Genomic DNA, 21988 nt, shown 5'->3' with positions numbered 1-21988 from the left:
GGTACAGGAGAGACTATTGCGTTACGTATGCGTTCCTTGCCGAATTGGACAAGCGCACAGGTGACAGCCAGGCCAATACCGCAAAGCTGCAGGAGCGGCGCATTTCCTACGTGCTCAAGACAGGTGCGAACTGGGCGGGTCCAATCCGGTCCTTCACGTTGACGATCGATCCCGGCGGCGACGACCGTCTGGTCAGTTTTTGTCCTGGCCGGCTCAAGCCCTCATCTGCCGACAATGCACGGCAGTTCACGGCAAGCGACTTCAAGCCGGATGCCGACCTGAAGATCTTGATGATCGGCAAGTTCTGAACGCCGGCTCAATTGGTGAGCATGACATAGCGTCCAGCCGCGGTGATGGCCACGTTGCCGCGTTGAGCTTCGCTCGTCGCCTGCAGGAAGAATGTGTCGGCAGCCATCGGTCGCGGCTGGCGCAATGAATCCAGAACCCGCGGGGCTGCGACGGCCAACAGGAGTTGCGGACCGGTCGTGCGCTCCATCGGCAGGGCAAAGGACAGCGAGTCGACGCCCGGCTTCAGGAGATAGGACAGGCTGCGCACCTCGCCGCGATCCGAGACCATGAGCAGTTCCACCACCCGGTTGGCAAAATTTTCGACGGTCCCGTTGAGGGTCTCGCCGGCCTTCAGCTCCGTCGCCGACAGGTTGATGCGCGGCGCACGCGCTTGATCGCTTCCGACCTGACTGAGGAATTTGACGGCCGGACATTGTGCCTGATTCACCTGCCTGACGCCGACCGAAGCCTCAAATCCCTGCTCCTTTCGAAACGCTTTGTCGAAGGTATCGAACGGGGCGGTCGAAGCGCCGAAGCCTTCAATGACGGCTGCGCTTGAGCTCACGGCAACAGGCAGGATGAAGAAGCAGTCGCCGCCCGCATATTGGGCGACATATTTGCGGATGCGCTCGGCTCGACCCGGCCCGTCGGGGGACGGAGACGGCGTCAACGTCGGCTGAGACGGCAGCTTCACCGGCTCCTGACGTGTCGGGGGTGGCGGAGCAGGCTCGCTCGGCGGCGTGGATGTCCCGGCGAGTTTCGGAGGTGGCGGCAAAGCCGCCAAGCCCGATGTCCTCCAGACAAATTTATAGAATGTGTACCCACCGCCGCCCAGCAGAAGCAGCAGCGCCGCGACGCAGGCGCCGAGCCAGATGCGGCGGGAGTTCCGCGTGGTTGATGGCGCCCGCTCCTGCGGCGCAGACATACCAGCCTGCGACTTCGCCAATGGATCGAAGCCGTAGAGCGGTGCTGCGGACGGCTGCGCCGAACCCGCCGGCGTCCAGTTGGCGACCTCCGCCATGGTCGGGCGCAAGGCCGGGTCTGGCTGCAGCATCCTCTCGAGAAGTGGCCTGATGCGCATGTCGACTGCGCCGAGATCGGGCACACGCCGACGCTTCTCGACCAGTTGAAACTGGCTCCCGCCCATATCGAGCTTTTGTCCGGTCAAGGCATGGAACAGCACGAGACCAAAGCTGTAGACATCGGACTTCGCGGTGACATCATTGCCGTACAGGCCGACCTGTTCCGGAGACGCGTAATTGTCCTTGCCGGCGAAGCCGGAACCGATGATGGTCTTGTCACCCATCTGCGTTGACCGGGCGATCCCAAAGTCGATGATCTTCGCCCGCCTCACATCGTCGAGCGGCACGATGATGTTGTCGGGGGAGACATCGCGATGGACAATGCCGTGCTCGTGAGCGGCTTGAAGGCCCGATGCGACCCGCTGCATCAACTTGATCAGCGCTTCGAAGGTCAGCGGCCCATCGTCGAGCATGTTCGACAGCGAGCGTCCGTTCACAAACTCCATCGCCAGATACGGGCGCTGCAGTGCGGGTTCGACCGTGAACAGGAAGTAGCGAACGATTGCTTCGTGCGGAAGATTATGAAGTGCCGCTGCCTCCCGCCGGAACAGCGCAAGCGCCGCCTCGTTGTCGACCATGTCGGGGAGCAGCATCTTGACCGCGACGGGCGATCCGGTCTGGATCTCGCGGCAGCGGTAGACCTCCCCCATGCCGCCTGCCCCGATCATCGCCTCGATCTCGTAAATGCCGTTGAGCCGCGTGCCGGCCGGCACACCGCGGTAGGATGACCGAAACGGATCGTTCGCGGTCATGGTCGCGGCTCCTGATCGAGCGGCGTCCTCGTGGGCTCTGAGGACCGTGGCGCGAGCAATCGCACGATCACGATCGTGACGTTGTCGAGCCCGCCGCGCTCAAGCGCGAGCGCGAGCATGTCGTCGCAGGCTGTCTGGGCAAGGCGAGTGGCCGCGTGCTGCTCGATCTCGTCGTCCCGCACGTGTCGGGTCAGGCCGTCACTGCAAATCACGAAGATGTCTTCCGGTTCGGCCGGACCGGTCACCACCTCAAGCTCGGGGTCGGCGACGACACCAACGGCCCGGGTGATGGCATTGCTCGGCCAGTCATGGACCTCTTCGCGTGATAGCGCGCCATCAGCGATCAGTTCCTCCAACTCGCTATGATCGTGCGACACCTGTGTGATGCCGTGGCGGTTGATCAGGTACACCCGGCTGTCACCCGCCCAGATGCAGGCGTAATGGCCGTCGCGTACGAGCAGGACAGCCGTTGTGGTCCCGACAATGGCACCCTGCCTTGCATGGCTGAGTGCCAGAATCTGCTGGTTGGCGCTGAACAGACGCGCCTCGCATTGCGCCAACAGGTCTGCCGCGGAGTCCGGCGCGCCGATGGAATCAAGCGACTCCACCACGATGCGGCTGGCAAGATCGCCTGCCTCGTGACCGCCCATACCGTCGGCGACGGCCCACAGGCCGACGTCGGTTCTTACCAGGTATGAATCCTCGTTCCGCGCCCGCACCCGTCCGGCGTGAGTGACGCTACCGACATCGAACAAGGAGGGGACGTGTACCATCGCGCGTCATCCCGTCCCGGACACTTCGCGGCCAACGTCGCCGGTCAGCAACGTGGAATAGTGAAACGGATCCGGCAATCCGCGGCAACAGAGTGCGATCGGCGAGAACCCTTCGCCCCCGGCGGTCCACCAGAAACTGGCCGCAGCATAGACTTGAGGGTTGGCGCCGCAGAGCATGCCGAACGACTCGGCAAACCCATCGACCGACGAAACCATTCCCAGCGTCGCGTCGCTCAGCGACACGATCGGCGGTCCATCAGTTCCCGGCGTCCGCAGACGTGGAAGCGCGAGACGATCCAGTGCATCGGAGATCTGCTCGAACGTCGCAGCCCGGTCCAGGGTCGAGAGCAGGAACGTCTCCACTTGCCCATACCACCCGTCCTGCGGATCGATGTGCGGCGGCGGCAGCGCGGCGTCGCCATCCGGCACCGCATGCAGCGTCAACGGATAGTATCGCCCCACGCCGTCAAGCGACGGCATGATCGCTCCTGCGACGGTGGTGCCGCAGATCGCTCCGCCAAGCCAGAATCGCCAAATCGGCGCGGTCAGGAATGCTTCCTGCCAGTCGGCGCCGAGTTGATGGCGGCTCGCGGAGATGGCAGCTTGCACCCACGGCTCCCAGACTTCCAGGAAGCTGCGCGGCGTCGCGATCGCGATGAAATCACGCTTCGCGCCGATCTTGCCGAATAAGCCGCATCGCATGGTCATATTCCGGTCGGGCAACGAAACTCGCGGAGCACTGACAGGTTTAGCGGATTGCGCAACGACCCGGTCGAAATCTGATAGTTGAGCTCACGTCCGGCAACAATGAACGTTGCGCTGGCGGATTCCGCCTTGGCGACCAGCGAGCCGGCCTCCAGCATTCGGAACAATGACCAGGGACCGATGCGCTCGAGTACGGATGGCGAGCCGGTCTCGTTGCTGACCGAAATTGCCGTCCGCGGCGATGGGCCGGGCCAGAGCACCGTAGTCGGTGAATTGCTCTGCGGCGGCGGCGGCGGAGGAGCGGGTTGCGGCGCGCCAAACATGGAGGGAGTTGCCGCTGGTCCTGGTGTGGTTGGGCTCGTGATCGTCGTACCGCCGATCTCGGTCTTGACTGTGATGCCCGGTCCGGCCGCAGCCGGCGGCCGGATCGCAAAGGACACCGCCGGCACACCGCCGCCAGTCTGGAAGAAGGCATCGCGGATATAGGCGGCATTCTGGAACTGCTTCAATGTGTCGGGCGAGAACGATCGGCCGACGGGGCTCTCCTTCCGCCAGACCCATTCGGATCGCGACGTATCCGCATAAGGCGCCAGGAACTGACTGAAGAACTTGTCCATCACACCGTTCGGGCTGAACAGCTTGGCGAAATCCGCGAGTGGGACTTCCTGACCACTGCTCCGTACGAACGGGTAGCGGTTGGTCACCGTCTGCTGACAGACCGGCGTGACCTGATCGCGCAACGACTGCAGAATCTGACCGGCGGTGGAGGCGGCGATGCTGCCTTCGAACTCCGCGGCCGCCGCCCGCAGCATATCGGAAAATGGTGGCGGCATACGCGAGGCATTGTTGCGCAGCGCTGCAACCTGGGTCTGAAGCCCCGCCGTTGCTTGCGCCGTCAGCTGCGGATTCTCGACCATCAGCGTCAGATTTTGCGCGATGTCGTTCAGGTTTGCGATCGTCGAGTCGATCGGCCGGCGGGTGCTCTCCCCTTCAAGCACTGCATGGTAGGGTTTGAACTGCGACTCGATCGCCGCGCCAGGCGTACCGTCCTGGGCATTGTTGAACAGCGCTGGCGTGGTCACCGCGGGCGGCGCGGCCGGCGTGCCGCCGTTCGCCGGCTTGGGGCGTTCCTTGGTCAGCATCGTCTCGTCGCGCACCGACTCCAGGATTTGCCGCATCGGCGAGGTCGGCGCCGAAAGCGCCCTCAGCACCTCGTATTTCGGCTTGTCCGCGAGCAATTTCTTCAGACGCAGACTGCCGAGCGCAGTCCGCCACGTCGTCACGAACTCATTGGAGTAGATGCTGAGCAGATCGCCAGCCAGATTGTCATACTGCTGGTCGATCGCCGATTGCTGGCCGGCGTCACCCAAGACCCACCGCTCTCGCTTCATACGCTCCGACAATCCGGGCAGTCGAGCGATGAACTTCTGATTGAAGCCGTTGTAGGTGAAGAACTCGGGCACCCGCACATTGTCCAAGGGCTGCCCAGTCGTGGTTTCGAAGACAACTGCCACGTCCGGACCGCCCCGGCGGCTGGCGATCCAGTCGCCGGCGGTCGATCCACGAGCCTCCGACTTCAGGAACTCGTAGGCGCGTTGCGACACGCTGAGGCGCGCCAATGAATTCTGGGCCTGCTTGATCAGCCGTCCGTCAAGCTCGACCAGCGGCGGTTGCTCGGTTTCGAGGTCGAACATGGCGACGAGATTTTCATCGAGCAGGCGCCGCCCCTCCGCGTTGGTCGCGCCAGGATAGAGGTTGTCCGCCCAGTCGCGCTGCATCCAGGAACGGATGAGCTCGCGGTCCGGGGATTGCAGGCCGCCGAGCATCAGGTAGACCTTGAGCGCCTCATAGACGAAGGCAGGCTCGTTGATGCGCGCATTGAGCTGCTCTTCCAGGCGGTATAGCAAGCGAGGCCTGAACATGCGCTCAAGCGCGGTGTGATAGGCCGCCTTCGCGGGCGATAACAGGCGCGCGTGTTGACTGAGCCCGTAGCGCGCCGAAAGTGCTACCGGCTCATTCCGTGAGGCATAGCCGGCCGGGGCGTTACGCAGCCGATAGAGCAGCGGCAGCACCTTGTCGAGATCATGATCGGCGATCAGCGTTTGCTTGATGAGCGGCGCACCGGCGGTTGCATACTCGTTGTCCGCCTGCAAGCTCTGCTCGATCAGCTCGGAGTTGCGCTTGTAGCTGGTCAGCCACGCACCGATCAGCCCGATCGCCACCAAACCTATCACCGACAGCGCGGCAGCCTTGAAGATCAGGGCGCGGCGCACCGCAGCACGGTCGGTCGAGACCCAGTCGGCCTCGCCGATGATGACCTTCGAAATCAAATCGGCGAGGAAATAGCTCTTGCCAGTTCCGGAGTACGATCCGGCACCGACCTCCTCGGCACCGAATGTGCGCGCCAACGATCCGATCAATTGATCGATCGGCGTACCCTGCTGGGTGCCCGACGTGAAATAGAACCCACGCAGATTGGCGTTCACGTGATACCGCGTCGGCTCAAAAATCTGGTTGAGGAAATCGTGGATTTGCGGCTTGAGCCGCGCCATCTGCGCCGGGAAACCGAACAACTGCACCCGGTGCTGCGGCGTCGGCTCGTCCTGCAGACGGTCGAGCGTTTCCTCGCTCAGGCGTTCCAGCAGGCGATCGAACTCGACCGGGACCTGTCCCACCAGATTCTGGGTCTTGTCGGCGGTCTGGAAGGTGGCCCCCCAGACCTGGCGCCGGCCGGCCTCGCCGAGATAGGCAAAATATTCGGTGAAACCGGCAACGAGATCGGCCTTGGTGAACAGCGCGTAGACCGGGAAGCTCACCTTCAGCCTTTGATGCAGCTCGAGGAGCCGCATCCGGATGGCATCGGCATGAAGCGCGAGCTCCTGCTTCGGCAGCGTCAGCACGTCCTCCAGACTGATTGCGACGAGAACGCCGTTGATCGGCTGGCGCGACCGATTTTTTTTCAGGATGTCCAGGAAGGACAGCCAGCTTTCCTTGTCGGCCTTGCTGTTTGAATCCTGGGTTGTGTAGCGACCGGCGGTATCGATCAGCACCGCTTCCTCGGTAAACCACCAATCACAGTAGCGAGTCCCGCCGACCCCGGCGATCGCCGCCGGCGTCGCTCCGCGCGCGAGCGGAAACTTGAGCCCCGAATTGACCAGCGCGGTGGTCTTTCCCGCACCTGGCGGGCCGATGATGACGTACCAGGGTAGATCGTAGAGATAACCGGACTTGTTGCCGCTCGCGGTCTTGAGCGTTGCGAGCGCATCCTTCATGCGCTCCTTGAGCACCGGCTCGTCGCTGACAGCCTGGTCCGCACCGCTGACGCCGTCGGCGATCTCTTTGGCATTCTTGCGTCGCTTGAAGAAATGAAGACCGGTGATGCCTGCTGCCGCGGCACCGAGCAGCAGGATTGCGATCTGGCGGACGATGTGATTTTCCAACGGATGCCAGTCGCCGAAAGCAACGAAAGGACCGGCAAGGTAGATCACGGCCCCAAGCGAGCTGAGCCCGACTCCATAGAGAACGATGCGTAGTATGTCCTTGGCGAGCATATTTACCGGTACCTGTCGCTTATCGCGTGAGCTTCTGGCGTCCGCCTATTCGCTACGTTCGATGAAGATTTCGACCCGACGGTTCTTGGCGCGGCCCTCCGGAGTCGAATTGCTGGCAATCGGTGAATCCGATCCCTTGCCGTCGACATCGACGCGCGAACCATCGGCCAGGCCGGGCTTCAGCGCGGCGGCAACCGCCTTGGCGCGCTCGACCGACAATTCGAAATTCGAGGGGAAACGCACGGTGCGGATCGGCGAGCTGTCGGTATGGCCAACCACCCGGATTCGGCCGGGCTCCTTGTCGAGCGTCGCCGCGACGCGGGCCGCGATCGGCTTGAAACCATCCAGGATGGTTGCCTGGCCAGAGGCAAACAATGCGAGATCGCACACCCTGATCACGATGAAACTCGCCGTCTGATCCGCCGTCATGGCGCACGCTGTCTTCTCCTGTGCAAGCGCGTTGCGAATGCGCTGCAGCTGGGTGATGCGGTCCGGCGGTGGCGGCGGAGGCGGTGGTGGCGGCGGCGCAACGACGCGGCGCTTGAGCTCGATCGGATCGCCGGGATGCAATGCCAGCGCGACTTGCGCAGCATTCTCTGCACGGCCAGCCAGCAACGTTCGCAGAACGAAATAGGATCCCGTCAGCAGCGCGGCGATCACAGCCGCCACCAGCCAAACCGGAATGCGCAAGTGCTTCCGCCGACCGGCCAAGGCCTGGCCCCGCCAGTGCGGCGACAAATCATTGGTCGGCTTGGGCCGAACCCGGCGCAGCGTTTCATAGAGGTTGCGCTGAATCACCTGGAGGTTCGCAAGCCCGCCGGGCGACGTCCGGTGAATGCCCTGGAATCCGAGCGCAAGGCAGGCGTGCTGCAGTTCGAGCACCGGATAGTTGACAAGCGGATCGGTCTTCAAATGGTCGAGAATCTCGAAGAAGCGTACGCCGCCCACGCGCTCGCCGAAGAACCGGCTAAGCATCGAGTATTGGGCCCAGACGTGTCGATCGTCGGTCGGAATGTGTTGCACAATGTCGTCGGCGGTCGCGCACAGGATATACTTCGCGGTATTGGCCTGGTGCTCGGAAATGCCCGCCGAGCGGATATCCTTCTCGAAGAACTTGATGGCGTCGGCGACCTGCTCCATCAGGCTCGCGAATGACGCCCGCATCAGTGCTACACGCAGCCGGCCAAGCAACTGCAGCAAAGGGCCGCCGGCGCGCATCACCGGATTGGCGTTTGGCGCAACCAGATCGTCGACACGCAAGGGCGGACCGGGCGGCAGGATCGGTTGCGTCGCCTGAGCCTGCGCCGGTGTCGAAATCCATTCCTCTGAGGGCTGGCTGGTCGGCGGGGCGGCGTAGCTTGCGCTCTGCGGTGCAGGAGAAAATGAAGGCGGTGGCGAAGGGCCACCCGGCGAAGCCATGGGCGATGGCGAGTACCCTGGACGGCTGGCAGGTCCCTCGCCTGCCGGAGGTTGAGGAGCCGGAGCCGGCGGCATCTTTCCGCCGGGGTTCGGACGGATGATGGTCCGCTCACCCCGACCGAAAGGATTAACCGGCTTGTCCCTGTCGGTCATGGCCGCTCTTCCAGGATGGCCCAAAGGTACAACTCAAGCTCCGGCCAGTCGCCGGAAAAATGCATCCCGATTGAGGCCGCTGTGCTGAACTCGGGCCACAGCGGCGACTTGCGATCGAGATAGAAATAGACGTGGTCAGTGATGGCTCGGATGTGCGGTGGCGGCGTCGGCAGATGCACCAGGGTCAAACCCGGCAGGTTTGCGTGCACGATCTCGGTCATTTTTGTGTTGGGCCCGACCTTGAACAGATGCGGGAATTCATTCTGAATCTCCACGAGGGGCCGCCGCGCGGCGACCTCAAGCACCAGCGTCGCATTCCGGAACAGCGCGCGATCGCGGATCGGCGATACAAATGCGTTCTGGGCGCGTTCAATGATCTCCAGACGAATCGCCCGCCTGCCCAGCCGCGCGCTCAGGAAATCCTGGATGTCGCGCACCAGGGGCGTGAAGACGTATTCGAGGTTGTTGTGATCATATGCCGGGTAGTCCCGTGCGCGCCGCTCGGTGGTCGCGAAGGTCGCAAGCTCGCCGGCAAACCTCAGTAGTTCCTCGTACAACCGCTCGGGATGTACGCTGCCGGACCGCTTGAAATGAGTCAGCACCGGAATGGTCCGGTTCAGCACCTGCAGCACGAGATAATCGACGCTCTGCAAACCGCCGCCGGACGAAGGGTCGACGGCGTAGCGCGCCAACTCGTCGAGCTTGGTCTCAACCCAGCCAATGATTCGATTGAGCCAGCCATCGACAACCGGATGCGCAGCGCAGACCAGCATCGGCGGCACAAACTTGTCGTCGAACAGGATATTCTTGTCGCGCACTTCGAGGATGCGAGCGATGCCGAGACCCATGTATCCCGGCTTGCTCGTCTTGCGCAGCTCGAACGAGAGCCGCGGATAGACAATGTCGATCTCTTCTTCGATGCGTAGCGCCGAGGTTGAATCGATAAACGTTTCGGCAGTCCGAACGTAGCGACTTGCGCTGTCGGTGCGATCCTCATCCACCTCCCGCGTATTGGGCGCCGCGACCGGCATCATCAGCCAGACGATCTGGCCTGCGGCCGAATCCGGCACTTCGATGGCTTCCGGGATCGGACTGTCGGCAGGAATATCGAACGGCGTGCCGTCCGGCATGACGCCGGTCGCACTGCGCACGGCGAACTTGCTCTGCTGGGTAAGATCGTTATCGATCTCGAGCTGGGCAAAGCCCCAGGGGTACGGTGTCGTGTAGCGAACGCGCTTTTCCAGCAGATGCTCGAGATAGCGATCGTTCTGCTGCAGGTGATGCGGCCGCAGGAACAGACCTTCCGACCAGAAAACTTTGCTGTACCAGGACATTCCTACATCCACTCGGCAATGATCGGCGACTGCATCGTCACCGACAGTTCACTTTGACCCCGGCTTGTCTGCGCGGTCGTAATATTCGGAGAAATGCAGCATGAAGGTATCGATCGGCGCGCTCTCGTCGCGACCGAGATGCGCGTTCCAGCGCGTCAAAAATTCATCCCAGAGCTTGCTCTTGTTCGAGCCAAACAAGGACCTTGCGCCGCGCTGAAGCTCGAGCTCGCGCGCCATTAGCGTCGGATCGATACTGGCGATCAGTCCCCGGACGGCATGCTGCATTGCCGCATAGGTCTTCAATTGATGGGATTTGAGGTCCTTGAAGCCCTGGGCGAAGGCATGCGGCGCATCGAGGTAACTGCGCGTCGGCGGCCCGAACAGGATACGCATCGCGTCTTCCGCGGTCGGCGAGAATTTCAGCGGATTGTTCTCGATGGCCTGGATGGTGGTTTGGCTGGTGCTGCGCGTCAGCTGCTTGGCCTGGGTCCGCGCCTGCAGCAGGGCCATCAGGTTTTCCACGGTCATGCGCAGCATGACGCCAAGCTGTTCCGCGAGTTCGGCTTCGGTCTTGTCGGCAAAGAAACCGTCCGGCAGTCCGGCAGCACGTGCGACCAGGCGCGCAAACTCGGGATTGCCGATCGACGCGGCCGTGGCCGGTGCCGGCTCGGCCAGTTGCGGCCGCGGCGCTCCCACATGCCCTGCCGGTGAGGGAGCCGGCGGTGGCGGGACAGCCGCTTCGTCGTCGGCCCATACCGACGGTCGGCGCGGCGTCGGCATCGCGTGCAGCACATCGACCGGCGGTTTTGGCGTGGCGACCGGACCGGCTGCCCAGCTCATGTCGTCGTGCAGCGGCGGCTCGCGCTGAGGCATCTGTGGCGAATGCCGGACAGGATCGACGCCCGCCGGCGGAACGCTCGCTGCCCAGTCCAGGAATTCCGGATTGACGGGCCGCGCGGCCTCGCGCGGCTTTCGCAGCTGCTGCGGGTCGATTGGCGGCGGCACGTCGCGACCGGGAGCCCACAGTTCCTGGTAATCGGCGTGCTGCTGAGCGAGCGGAGCTTGCTGCTGCGCGCCATGGCTCGGCGTGCCCTCGGCAGGCTCATCCAGGTCCAGCGAAACGCCAATCACATAGTGGCCGATGACGAGCCGATCGCCGTTACGCAGCCGATGCGCTCCCCGTATGCGCTGGTCGGCACCATTGAGAAAGGTGCCGTTGGTCGAGACGTCGTGCAACCAGTAGCCGCCGTCGCGATAATGGATCTCGCAATGCTTCCCCGAAATCATCCGTGCCGGATCGGGCAATGTCCAGTCGAGATGGCGGTCCCGGCCAATGTCGACCGAGCGCCTTCCTGTGACGGTAAATGACACAGGGCCGCCGTCTGGAAGGTTCGGCTCGTTCTCGATGTTAAAGCGAAGCACCATCACATCGTCTCGTCAGCGTGGAGGGCGCGGTTCGCCGCGTGCCAATTGAATACCATCCTCCAGGCAGGCCGTCATTATCCGGTCCCTGGACTCACGGGTAAGCCGACAGAGGCCGATCAAAAGGGCTGCGCGAACCGCTCGCGCCGTCTGATCCGGCTTGGCTTCGACCGGTGCAAATTCCGCGGGAACCACGCTTCCGCCAGACCAACCCGCCGCCAGCGCCAGCCAGGTCGCCGGCTGCTCGGGATCGTTGGCATTGCCGACCGCCAAAGCCTTGTTGCGCGATTGCTCGTCCGGTTGCCGGACCCAGGTCTCGGCAAAATTGAGCGACCTGCCTTCATTGCCGTCGAAATGGTCGAACATCTGCCGCAACGAGCGACAGCCCCAGGCGACGGCCACGCGCCTGGGGAGCAGATACGCGCAGAAGGATACGGCCTGGTGCCAGTTGCCCGCATCGGCCGCCTCCTGCAGGAAATCCAACGACAACTTGTCCGGAGCGGCTTTGCCGACGTCGTAGCGGGCCAGCGGATAGGCTTCAAACAGATCGTGGACTGTGCTGAACCGAACCTGATTCATGGCTGTCAGCCGACAATGGTTGGCGTGCCGTGGGCAACCAGCGGGCCGCCGGCCGCGAGCGCCATGGCGGCCTGCGCGGTCATGGTGATGGTCGGCGCGTTGATGACGATGCCGGCTGGAGACAGGATGATCTGGCTTGGACCAACCTGCAGAGTGATATTGACGTTGGCCGTGAGGGTGATGCTCAGGCCTGCATCGACGGACTGATCCATCGCCAGCTTGATGTGCTGGCCGCCCAATTGGATATCAAGTTTGTCGTTGCCGTTCTTGAGCGTGGTCTTGCGGGTATCGCCGCCGAACGCCGCCTCGCCGATGATCCTGGTCTCGGTGTCGCGGACCGTGACGTCGTAGTCCTTCTCGGCGTGCACGGTGATCTTCTCGGACCCCTTCTTGTCCTCGAAGTTCCATTCGTTGTAGCCGCCGCCTCCCTTGGTCGAGTCGGACTTCAGACCCGCAATCGTCTTCTTGGACGGCAGGTCGTAAGGCAACTTGTATTCATCGTTGTAGACGGTCCCTATCACCAGGGGCCGGTCGGGATCCCCCTCCAGGAATTCCACGACCACCTCCTGCCCGACGCGCGGGATGATCTGACCGCCCCAGCGCTTGCCGGACCAGACTTGCGCCACGCGCAACCGGCACGACCGCTTCTTCTTTCGATCCCAGAAGAAGCGAACATAGATTTCGCCCAGCGACTCGACGTCGATTTCCTCGCTCGAATTGTCGTCCTTGGTGACGACCTTGGCCGTCTGAATGCCGTTGATCCTCGGCTTCGGCGTCGTCATGGGAGATCGAAACGGCCGATCGCTTGGCAGAAATTCGTAGCTGCCAAAGTAAACGTGCTGTCCGGCGTCGCCGGGGCCGCCAGTGCGATAGGATTCGATGGAAAACGAATGAGCGGCTCGTACCACGAGATATTCGACGTTCTGCGAGTCTTTCGAGTGCTTCTCGAGCTTGGTTAGTCCGCCGGGAAACAGATTGACGGCGTCGCCGTTGCCGCGGCGGCGCCGATCCATCGCCTGCTCGGCCTGAAGCTGGATCTTCGCGTATCGCTCGCCGTCGGACTTCTCCTTGAACTTGCCAGGATAGTCGTAGAACTCCATCTCGGATCGTGTGTAGTGCTCGGAGCCCTTGGCGTCGCTGATCATCTGCGCGTTGGGCTTCTGGTAGTTGTAATCGTTGAGCTCGATCTTCCCGGTGCGGAACCGGCGCTCGGAAGCCCATTCATAAATGTGCTGCTCGCCGCGACGGTCGGAGCCGGTGAGCGGGATGTAGGGGATCTTGGCGAGACCGTTGATTGGGCTATGCGAGGACTTGGAGTCAGCCAGCACCAGCGTATGCTTGCCGCCTTCATGCTTGAAGAAGTAGTAGATCCCGTGCTGCTCCATCAACCGGCACACGAAATCCAGATCGGTCTCGCGATATTGAACACAATATTCGAGCTTTGGACATGAGCCCTCTTCGGTAAGCTTGGACTCATAATCCGTGAAGCCGCGCTCGTTGAAGACCTCCTTGATGATGTCGGGCGCCTTCTTGTCCTGAAAGATCCGGCAATCGGTGGTCCGCGACAGCAGCCACAACCAGGGCTTCAGCACGATCCGGTAACTGAAATAGTCGTTCTTCACCCCCAGCCACTGGGCTTCCGTGAGAATGCCGCTGAACTCGCGTTCCTTCTCGTGCAATTTGATGGTGAGAGTGCACTGCTTGCCAATGGCCCGATCAAAGTCGAGATCGGCCTCCTCGCTGAGACACTCGATGCGATATTCGAACAGTTCACTCAGACCTTCGGCGGCCTCGAACCGGGCAAAAACCAGAACGTCCTTGCCAAGGGGGGTCTTGAGCTCGCAGAGGCGGGTATCCTGGGTAAGCTGGCCCATGTGGGCGTTAAACTCCCTCGTTGACCGCACCAGCTGCGCAACCGGCGCATCGGGCGGTCAAGCACGAACAACCGAAATCCGAGCCGGCCATCGGTGCGATGGCCGACAAGTCCGCCCGGCGTCGCCGTCACCTGACGCGGCAAAGCACCCGCCCGAGGAAACCGCTGCGGCACTCATGTAGTCGGTTCCAAGCGCTTGCTGGTTCACGGGAAACCGCCATCATGCCGGGAATGAACCGAGGCCGGCGTTGATCTGACCTAACAGTCAATCGGATCATGATCCCCCGCGTGATCCGCCAGATGTCACGGACCTGGTGGAGGGATCAGGGCCCCGCAGACGGATCCTCTTTGCATGCTCGACGTCGTATTCCTGACCCAGCCCATCGACCCGGACAATCCCTGCGGGCCTGACCTCGATGCGGCCGGCGACGTCCAGTACCTGAATTTCTTCGCAGCTGCGGAATCGCTGCTGCCGATGTCGTATTTCGAGGTCGTCAACGCGAACGGAGAGCGCGGACGCTTCGATCCAAAAGCCATCGATATTGCCGGCCAGTTCGCCGCTGCGCAGCCCCTGTTGGCTCGCACCCGCGATCTGCGCCTGACCATGCTGCTCGCCAAGTTTTCCATCCTGAACCGCGATCTCGATGGCTTCCTCAGCTGCCTGAGGGCAACCACCCTGCTGCTCCGCGAACAATGGGACGCGGTTCACCCAAGGGGCGAAGACGGCGACTATGCTTTTCGGGCCGTCACCATCGAGGCGATCGACGTGTTTCCGACGGTGATCAACCCGCTCCAATTCCTCCCCCTGATCGAAAATCGAAGGCACGGCAGCCTCAACTACCGTGCCTATCAGATTGCCAAGGGCGAAATTCCCGCCGCCGATGCCGATGTCGACATGCCAGATCTCGGAACCATCGAGCGCATCGTCGGCGAGACCGATCTCGACACCCTCAAGGCGGTGAGCGCCCGCTGTTCGGCGGTCGCTGCCGAGATCGCCGGCATCAAATCGGTTTGGCACGAAAAGTTGAACTCGGGGCAACCCATCAGTCTCGACAGGCTGGCGGGTGTCGCGAATGGCATGGCCAGCTGGCTCGCGACTCTGGTCACCGCACGCGATCCGGCCGCAACTGCCCCATCCCCGGACGCGTCTAGTCAAGACGGCCCGCAGTTTCCGATTGAAATCGCCGGCGCGGTGACGTCACCCGGACAGGCATCCGCAGCGCTGGCGGCGGCTGCCGACTACTTCGCTCGGAAGGAACCGTCGAGCCCGGCGCTGTTGCTGGTGCGGCAGGCGCAGGACATGGTTGGCAAATCGTTTATCGAAGTGATGCGGATGCTGATGCCGGCCCACGTGGAGACCGCCGCCATCAATATCGGTCGCGACAAGGTCTTCGACCTGCCGATCGAACGCATGGCGGAATTCGCCACCTCGCTCCCATCCGCGGCCGAAAACGAGGCTCAAGATGCTGTTTTTGCGGCAGAAAACAGAGCGCAGGCGTTGGACCTGCTGAGCAAGGTCGCGTCCTTCTTCCGGGCCGCAGAACCGTCCAGCCCGATCCCGTTCCTGGTCGATCGCGCACGCGAACTCGCACAGCGAGACTTCCTCAGCCTGCTGAACGAAGTGCTGCCCGAGGGCGCTCTGAAGGCGATCGATAAATCGAATTGAACCCGCCTTCCGTTCGACGGGACTAACTGAACGGAAGGAAGCTCCGCCGACGAAAGACCGAGGCACTTCCCCTGCCTGCGTCGCGCAAGTCGGCTTCCGCAGAGATTTTTTTGTGAAGAGGGCAACCCAATGGCAACCGACAGCGGTCAAAAATTCATTCGCCGAAACCGCGCACCGCGCGTGCACATCACTTACGAAGATCCCTACGACGCCGAGCGGCTGATCGAGCTGCCGTTCGTCATGGGCGTCCTATCCGATCTTTCCGGCAACAACCCCGGCGTCGAAAAGACGAAGGTCGAGGAGCGCAAGTTCCTTGAGTTCGACATGGACAATTTCGACAACCGCATGGCGGCGATCCAGCCCGGCGTGACGGCGCGCGTCGCCAATCGTCTCAGCGACGGGTCTGACGAAAAGATCTCCGTCAACCTGCGCTTCAACAAGATCTCCGACTTCACGCCGGTGGCGGTGGCCCGCCAGGTGCCGGCGACGGCCAAGCTGCTCGAAGCGCGCGAACAGCTCGCCAACCTGCTGCGCTACATGGATGGCAAGGTGGGCGCCGAGGACCAGCTGAAGAAGCTCCTCGCCGATCCTCAACTGATGGCCGCACTGCGCGAGCGCGCGACCAGCCAGTCCACCGACGCCGACACCAACAGCTAAGGAAGGAATGGGGACCATGGCAAAAGAAGCAATCCATAAAGAGACCACCACCAAGGTCGGGACCGTCGAGGCTGACGAGTTTGCCGCCCTGCTGAAGCAAAGCTTCAAGCCGCGCACCGAACGTGCGGCGACCGAAGTCGAGAACGCGGTGTCCACGCTCGTTCAGGAGGCGCTCAAGGACACGAGCGTCATCAAGTCGGACGTGCTCGACACCATCGAGGAGATGATCGCGCGGATCGATCAGAAGCTGACCGCGCAGATGAACGAGATCCTGCACGCGCCCGAATTCCAGGCGATCGAAAGTGCCTGGCGCGGCCTCCACTACCTCGTCTTCAACTCCGAGACCGACGCCAATCTCAAGATCCGGGTGATGAACGTCTCCAAGAACGAGCTGTATCGGAATCTGCGGCTTTATCCCGATGCGCGCTGGGACCAGAGCCCCCTGTTCAAGCAGATCTACGAGTACGAATTCGGCCAACTCGGCGGCGAGCCGTTCGGCTGCCTGATCGGCGACTATTATTTCAGCCACCTTCCCACCGACGTGCAGTTGCTCCGCGATCTCAGCAAGATCGCCGGCGCCGCGCACGCCCCCTTCTTCAGCGGCGCCGAGCCTACGCTGATGGGAATGGACTCGTGGACGGAACTGTCCAACCCTCGCGACATCGGCAAGGTTTTCGACACGCCGGAATACGCAGCATGGAAGGGACTGCGCGATCAGGACGACTCGCGCTATCTCGGCCTGTGCATGCCGCGCGCGCTGGGCCGCCTCCCCTACGGCGCCAAATCGGAGCCCGTCGAAGAGTTCGCCTTCGAAGAGGAGACGGACGGGCACACCGGTGACAAATACGGCTGGATCAACGCAGCCTATGCGATGGCAGTCAACATCAACCGCGCCTTCAAGGAGTTCGGCTGGTGCACGCGCATCCGCGGCGTCCAGTCCGGCGGCGAGGTCATCAACCTGCCGACGCATACGTTCCCGACCGACGACGGTGGCGTCGACCTGAAATGCCCCACCGAGATCGCCATCAGCGATCGTCGCGAGCACGAGCTTGCAAAGGCGGGACTCATCCCGCTGATCCATCGCAAGAACACCGACAAGGCCGCCTTCATCGGCGCCCAGTCGCTCTATAAGCCGAAGAAGTATTTCGGCGACAAGGGCGTGGATGCAACCGCGTCCGACAACCTGTCGTCACGTCTGCCCTACATGTTCGCAGTATCCCGCTTTGCGCATTATCTGAAGTGCATGGTTCGCGACAAGATCGGATCCATGAAGGAAAAGGATGAGCTGACGGTCTGGCTGCAGACCTGGATCAACGAATACGTTGATGCCAATCCGGCCTTGTCGTCAGAAGCTCAGAAAGCGCGCAAGCCGCTGGCCGCTGCGAAGGTTGAGGTCATAGCAAACGAGGAGAACCCGGGATATTACAACGCGCGCTTCTTTCTCCGTCCCCACTTTCAATTGGAAGCGATGGACGTCGGTCTCAGTCTTGTTTCGCGCCTGCCAGGCCCGAGCTCCTGACGCCGCGCTATCGCAACCGTCTATCATCAGAGCATTCTGAAAGGGCTATGCTATGGCTGTCGACATCTTTTTGAAACTCGATCCGATCAAGGGCGAGTCGCTCGACGACAAACACAAGGACGAAATCGACATTTTGAGCTGGTCGTTCGGCGAGAGCCAAAGCGGCACGTTCCACAGCGGTTCGGGCGGTGGCGCCGGCAAGGTCGCCGTTCAAGACCTCCACTTCACGCACTTCGTGGACAAGGCGACACCCGAGCTTTTCAAGGTCTGCGCGAATGGCAAGCACATCGACAGCGCCATTCTCACGGTACGCAAGGCCGGTGAGCACCCGCTCGAGTATCTCAAGATCGAGATGAAGCACGTTCTGGTCTCCAGCGTATCGACGGGCGGATCGCACGGCGAGGATCGCCTCACCGAAAACGTCAGCCTGAATTTCCAGAAGGTCAAAATGACCTACAAGACCCAGACCGAAAAAGGCGGCGCCGGCGCGTCTCCGGTGTTCGGATGGGACGTTGCGGCCAACAAGGAATGGGCCTGATCGCAAGCTTCCTGCCCGGCGCCGGTTGCCAATAGCGGCAATCGGCGCCAGCTGTACGGGGACCGTCAATGACCGTTACGCCAAGGAAGGACCGGCTCTCTCCGCCATTGATGCTGGCCTTTCGTGCGGCTCATGACGCGCGCGATGCGCGCAAACCACTTGAACTGCGGGATCAGTTCGGCGAGCGAGTCATAGCGGGACGGCGCAGCGCGGGTCGTTTCCCGATCTCGGAGACGCTGCTAAGGCGCGAGGTTTCGCAGGACGTCGAAACACTCCTCAATACCATTGCCCTCGAATCGACGCTTGACCTGACGGGTCGCGGCTGCGTCCGCACCTCGATCTTGAACTATGGTTTCCCCGATATCGCAAACCGTTCGATCGACGAAGTCACCGACGAGGAGCTCAGCGATGCCCTGCGCATGTCGCTTACGACCTACGAGCCGAGACTCGATCGCAAGTCCATCCGGGTGCGGCGCGACACCTCCGTGGGCGCCGAGCAGCTCAAGCTGCGCTTCGTCGTGCATTCCGACCTGAAATGCGAACCGCTCAACGTGCCCGTGGAATTCGTCGCAGACGTCGACCTCGACAGCGGCGATATACAGATCAACCGACTGTAACATGAATCGCGAGTTCCTCGACTTTTACAATCGTGAACTGTCGCTGCTGTACGAGCATGCGGAGGGTTTTGCCGAGGAATATCCCGGCATCGCCGAGCGCCTCGGCGGTCTGGTCCGCGACCGCTCGGATCCGATGATCTCAGGCCTGTTGGAGGGCGCTGCATTTCTCGCCGCTCGCGTTCAGCTCAAGCTCAAGCACGAGTTTCCCGAATTCACGGCGAACCTGCTTGAGCAGTTGGTTCCGAACTATCTCGCGCCAACTCCGTCTGCCATGCTGGTGAAGATTCAACCAACTTACGCCGATCCGGCGTTGCGCGACGGCAAGAAGATTGCGCGGGGCGCCTATTTCGACGCGAACTATCGCGAAAGGGAGCGGAGCCTCGCCTGCCGGTTCCGGCTTTGCCGCGATATCGTACTTTGGCCCTTTGATGTCACCGGCGCCGAATATTTTGCGACCGCGGGCGCGTTGCAGGCCCTCGGGATTCCAGTCGGCGGAGAAGTTATCGCGGGGCTCAGGCTCTCCTTGACGCACCGCACCGCCGCGCGGCTCGACGAGGAGCCGGCGGACGCGGAGACTCGCAACAAGCCGGACACCTGGTTCGCCGGCTGCCGCACCAGCGAACTGCCCATCTACCTGACTGGCGCAGAGTCGGATGCCATCGCACTTTACGAACAACTGACCTCGAACTGCGTCGGACTCTATTTTCGCTATCTCGACGATTTCGGCGATCCGGTCGTCATCCGGGCTCCGAACGACTGTATTCAGCAAGTCGGCTTCAGCGAGGACGAATCCCTGTTCCCGAACGACAACCGGGTCTTTCGCGGCTCGGAGTTGTTGCGGGAATATTTCGTGTTTCCGCGCAAGTTCCTTGGCGTCAATCTGACGCAACTTCGCGCTGTGATGCCGCGGTTACGCAGCAAGTCCATCGATATCGTCTTCGCATTCGATGAGCACAACTCGCGGCTCGCCGCCTCGGTCCGGGCGGATACTTTCAGTCTTTATACCGCCCCGGCGATCAACCTGTTCGAGAAGACCAGCGATCGCATCCCGATCAAGTCGAATACCTACGAATACCACGTGGTACCCGACCGAAGTCGCTATCTCGAGTACGAGCCGCACCAGGTGCTGGAGGTTTATGCGCACTTTCCGGCGGAAAAGGACAAGCGCCGCGTGCGTCCGTTGTACTCCGCCGCCGTCGACAGGACAGCCGGATCGGTCGAGGGACTTTACTTTACGGTTCGCCGGCTGCCGCGGCGCCGCACCGTCGAAGAGAAGACCTATGGCGCGGCCTCCGACTACACCGGGACGGACATGTTTCTTTCGCTGCTCGAGCCCGGCGACCCGAGCGGCGGCGGATCCGCCGCCGAACTGAGCGTCCGGGCGCTGTGCTCCAACCGGCATCTCACGGAACATCTGCCGGTCGGCCAGGGCGGAGCCGACTTTCGCCTGCTGGACGACACCTCGCTCGAGCTGATGTGCATAGCCGGTCCCACCCGGCCACGCGAGCCGGTGGTGGCGCAGTTGCGCAGCCGCAGCGAAATCGCCAATAGCGGCGTCGTCAGTTGGCGCCTGATCAACATGCTGAGTTTGAACTATCTCGGCCTCGTGGAACGCAGCGGCGGCAAGAACGCCGGCTCGTTGCGCGAGATGCTGTCCCTGTTCGCCGATCAGTTCGACGACGCGACCGAGCGAAAGATTCGTGGCGTGCGCAGCGTCGAAAGCAGGCCCGTGGTGCGGCGGGTGCGTGAGCGTACCGGCAGTGGCGCAGCGCGCGGCCTGGAGATCACGGTTACGCTCGACGAGAAGGCATTTGAGGGCAGCGGCGTGTTCCTGCTCGGGGCGGTGCTGGAACGCTTCTTCGCCGACTATTCGGGCTTCAACACCTTCACCCAGACCGTCATCTCGACCCCGGAGCGCGGCGAGATCATGCGTTGGCCTGCCCGCATGGGTACCCGGAGGCCGCTGTGACGCTAATCGACCAGATGAAGGCCGAGCCCTGGCGGTTCGATTTCTTTCAGACGCTCCGCCAGCTCGAGCGATGCAATCCGGATCGGCCGCGGATCGGCGACAGTGCAGCGCGTCGCGAGGAGTTTGTCGACCTCGGTCAAACACCCTATCTGGAATTTCCCGCCTCCAATCTGAGCTCGGTCGACGATCGTGATGGCAGGCTCAGAATCCTGGTCAAATTCCTCGGCCTGCTCGGACCGCAGGGCGCGCTGCCGCTGGCCACCACCGATGAGAGCGTCGGCTGGCAGTTGATGCGGGATGACGCTTTCCCCCGCTTTCTCGATCTGCTGAACGGGCGCTTCCTGCAATTGTTCTTTCGAGCCTGGGCAGATGCACGGCCGATCGCCCAGCACGATCGCCCATCCGACGACCGCTTCATTGCCTATGTCGGATCCTTCGCCGGCCTCGGCTCCGATATTTTTGCCGATCGCGATACCGTGCCCGACATGGCGAAGCTGAGTTTCGCCGGACTGGTTTCACCCAGAGCGAAATCCGCATCGCGACTGGCGCGGCTCCTGCAAGGGCTGTTCGAAGTCAGGGCCGAGATCGACGAGTTCGTTGGAACCTGGCTCCCGTTCGACCCAAGCCATTGCAGCCGGCTCGGCGGGACGCACGCCAAGCTCGGCCACGACGCGCTTCTGGGCTCGCGCGTGTTCAGCGTCGAAGACAAGATCAGGGTTCGCGTGTTCGTGAAGGATTTTGCTCAATACGAGCAGTTCCTGCCCACGGAGGCGCCGAACCTGTCCGAGCCCCTGGCTGACGCCGTCTACTTCTATATCGGCGACGAACTCGAGTGGGAGGTGGAACTCGCCATTCCGGCTGGAGCGGTCGTCCCGATGAAGCTGGGGCAGAGCGGACGCCTTGGATGGACCAGCTGGGTCTCGCCGAACTGGGCCTCGACCGAGGAGTATCGGCGCGATGCACGCTTTCATCTTGCCGAACGTCTGAGAGCCCGGCGAAGCGCTGCGGCGGATGCGCCGCCGATTTGAACCTAAGCATCGCTCCGATTGTCCTAACATCATGGGAATTCGAGCCGATTTCCGCGACGACCC

At 62.4% G+C, this 21988-nt stretch carries 17 protein-coding genes; 8 read left to right on the top strand and 9 right to left on the bottom strand.

Features of this window, described 5'->3' with window-relative positions; all coding sequences use genetic code 11:
* Positions 1-308: DUF4424 family protein (locus PMN64_RS22535; RefSeq protein WP_411782223.1), on the top strand; the 308-nt coding region annotated here is incomplete at its 5' end.
* Between the two features lie 8 nt (positions 309-316).
* Here the strand turns inward: PMN64_RS22535 and PMN64_RS22530 are convergent.
* From PMN64_RS22530 to PMN64_RS22490, 9 genes are all read right to left on the bottom strand, one after another.
* Positions 317-2122, bottom strand: coding sequence for a serine/threonine-protein kinase (locus PMN64_RS22530; protein WP_411782222.1), 1806 nt, complete (start codon positions 2120-2122; stop codon positions 317-319).
* Positions 2119-2895: a PP2C family protein-serine/threonine phosphatase gene (locus PMN64_RS22525; RefSeq protein WP_411782221.1), complete on the bottom strand. Its 777-nt coding sequence runs from the start codon at positions 2893-2895 to the stop codon at positions 2119-2121. Before PMN64_RS22525 ends, PMN64_RS22530 begins: the two co-directional genes overlap by 4 nt.
* A gap of 6 nt (positions 2896-2901) precedes the next feature.
* Entirely contained in the window at positions 2902-3603 is a 702-nt protein-coding gene (gene tagF, locus PMN64_RS22520) for a type VI secretion system-associated protein TagF (RefSeq protein WP_411782220.1), read from the bottom strand.
* Positions 3600-7151, bottom strand: coding sequence for a type VI secretion system membrane subunit TssM (gene tssM, locus PMN64_RS22515; protein ID WP_411782219.1), 3552 nt, complete (start codon positions 7149-7151; stop codon positions 3600-3602). The genes tagF and tssM overlap by 4 nt, the downstream gene beginning before the upstream one ends.
* 45 nt (positions 7152-7196) lie before the next feature.
* Entirely contained in the window at positions 7197-8411 is a 1215-nt protein-coding gene (gene tssL / locus PMN64_RS22510; RefSeq protein WP_411782218.1) for a type VI secretion system protein TssL, long form, read from the bottom strand.
* A gap of 308 nt (positions 8412-8719) precedes the next feature.
* A complete protein-coding gene (gene tssK / locus PMN64_RS22505; protein ID WP_411782217.1) occupies positions 8720-10057 on the bottom strand; it encodes a type VI secretion system baseplate subunit TssK in 1338 nt (445 codons plus the stop codon).
* Positions 10058-10105: 48 nt separating this feature from the next.
* Positions 10106-11482, bottom strand: coding sequence for a type VI secretion system-associated FHA domain protein TagH (gene tagH, locus PMN64_RS22500; RefSeq protein ID WP_411782216.1), 1377 nt, complete (start codon positions 11480-11482; stop codon positions 10106-10108).
* Positions 11483-11494: 12 nt separating this feature from the next.
* Entirely contained in the window at positions 11495-12058 is a 564-nt protein-coding gene (locus PMN64_RS22495) for a DUF6931 family protein (RefSeq protein WP_016843428.1), read from the bottom strand.
* A 5-nt stretch (positions 12059-12063) separates the two neighbouring features.
* Positions 12064-13932: a type VI secretion system Vgr family protein gene (locus PMN64_RS22490; RefSeq protein WP_411782215.1), complete on the bottom strand. Its 1869-nt coding sequence runs from the start codon at positions 13930-13932 to the stop codon at positions 12064-12066.
* A 351-nt stretch (positions 13933-14283) separates the two neighbouring features.
* Here PMN64_RS22490 and PMN64_RS22485 point away from each other — a divergent pair, with 351 nt between their 5' ends.
* The 7 genes from PMN64_RS22485 (at position 14284) to tssG (ending at position 21925) form a co-directional block, all read left to right on the top strand.
* On the top strand, positions 14284-15597 hold the full coding sequence (locus tag PMN64_RS22485) for an ImpA family type VI secretion system protein (RefSeq protein WP_411782214.1): 1314 nt from the start codon (positions 14284-14286) through the stop codon (positions 15595-15597).
* Between the two features lie 129 nt (positions 15598-15726).
* Positions 15727-16254, top strand: coding sequence for a type VI secretion system contractile sheath small subunit (gene tssB / locus PMN64_RS22480; protein ID WP_028339370.1), 528 nt, complete (start codon positions 15727-15729; stop codon positions 16252-16254).
* A 16-nt stretch (positions 16255-16270) separates the two neighbouring features.
* Entirely contained in the window at positions 16271-17773 is a 1503-nt protein-coding gene (gene tssC / locus PMN64_RS22475; RefSeq protein WP_018272201.1) for a type VI secretion system contractile sheath large subunit, read from the top strand.
* A gap of 52 nt (positions 17774-17825) precedes the next feature.
* Positions 17826-18311, top strand: a complete 486-nt coding sequence (locus PMN64_RS22470) for an Hcp family type VI secretion system effector (RefSeq protein ID WP_016843423.1) — start codon at positions 17826-17828, stop codon at positions 18309-18311.
* A gap of 68 nt (positions 18312-18379) precedes the next feature.
* Positions 18380-18928: a type VI secretion system baseplate subunit TssE gene (tssE, locus tag PMN64_RS22465; RefSeq protein ID WP_028339373.1), complete on the top strand. Its 549-nt coding sequence runs from the start codon at positions 18380-18382 to the stop codon at positions 18926-18928.
* A gap of 1 nt (position 18929) precedes the next feature.
* Positions 18930-20897, top strand: a complete 1968-nt coding sequence (gene tssF, locus PMN64_RS22460; protein WP_411782213.1) for a type VI secretion system baseplate subunit TssF — start codon at positions 18930-18932, stop codon at positions 20895-20897.
* Complete coding sequence (gene tssG / locus PMN64_RS22455) at positions 20861-21925, top strand: type VI secretion system baseplate subunit TssG (RefSeq protein WP_411782212.1); 1065 nt, start codon at positions 20861-20863, stop codon at positions 21923-21925. Before tssF ends, tssG begins: the two co-directional genes overlap by 37 nt.
* Positions 21926-21988: the final 63 nt, after the last annotated feature.

This window comes from Bradyrhizobium sp. UFLA01-814, assembly GCF_046718885.1.
Lineage (GTDB): Bacteria > Pseudomonadota > Alphaproteobacteria > Rhizobiales > Xanthobacteraceae > Bradyrhizobium > Bradyrhizobium elkanii.
This window is presented reverse-complemented; position numbering and strand designations above follow the sequence as displayed.

Bases quoted from the DNA above. Each gene is read 5' to 3' on its own strand.
- PMN64_RS22530 (WP_411782222.1), bottom strand. From the start codon at position 2,122: ATGACCGCGAACGATCCGTTTCGGTCATCCTACCGCGGTGTGCCGGCC.
- PMN64_RS22525 (WP_411782221.1), bottom strand. From the start codon at position 2,895: ATGGTACACGTCCCCTCCTTGTTCGATGTCGGTAGCGTCACTCACGCC.
- tagF (WP_411782220.1), bottom strand. From the start codon at position 3,603: ATGACCATGCGATGCGGCTTATTCGGCAAGATCGGCGCGAAGCGTGAT.
- tssM (WP_411782219.1), bottom strand. From the start codon at position 7,151: ATGCTCGCCAAGGACATACTACGCATCGTTCTCTATGGAGTCGGGCTC.
- tssK (WP_411782217.1), bottom strand. From the start codon at position 10,057: ATGTCCTGGTACAGCAAAGTTTTCTGGTCGGAAGGTCTGTTCCTGCGG.
- tagH (WP_411782216.1), bottom strand. From the start codon at position 11,482: ATGGTGCTTCGCTTTAACATCGAGAACGAGCCGAACCTTCCAGACGGC.
- PMN64_RS22495 (WP_016843428.1), bottom strand. From the start codon at position 12,058: ATGAATCAGGTTCGGTTCAGCACAGTCCACGATCTGTTTGAAGCCTAT.
- PMN64_RS22490 (WP_411782215.1), bottom strand. From the start codon at position 13,932: ATGGGCCAGCTTACCCAGGATACCCGCCTCTGCGAGCTCAAGACCCCC.
- PMN64_RS22485 (WP_411782214.1), top strand. From the start codon at position 14,284: ATGCTCGACGTCGTATTCCTGACCCAGCCCATCGACCCGGACAATCCC.
- tssB (WP_028339370.1), top strand. From the start codon at position 15,727: ATGGCAACCGACAGCGGTCAAAAATTCATTCGCCGAAACCGCGCACCG.
- tssC (WP_018272201.1), top strand. From the start codon at position 16,271: ATGGCAAAAGAAGCAATCCATAAAGAGACCACCACCAAGGTCGGGACC.
- PMN64_RS22470 (WP_016843423.1), top strand. From the start codon at position 17,826: ATGGCTGTCGACATCTTTTTGAAACTCGATCCGATCAAGGGCGAGTCG.
- tssE (WP_028339373.1), top strand. From the start codon at position 18,380: ATGACCGTTACGCCAAGGAAGGACCGGCTCTCTCCGCCATTGATGCTG.
- tssF (WP_411782213.1), top strand. From the start codon at position 18,930: ATGAATCGCGAGTTCCTCGACTTTTACAATCGTGAACTGTCGCTGCTG.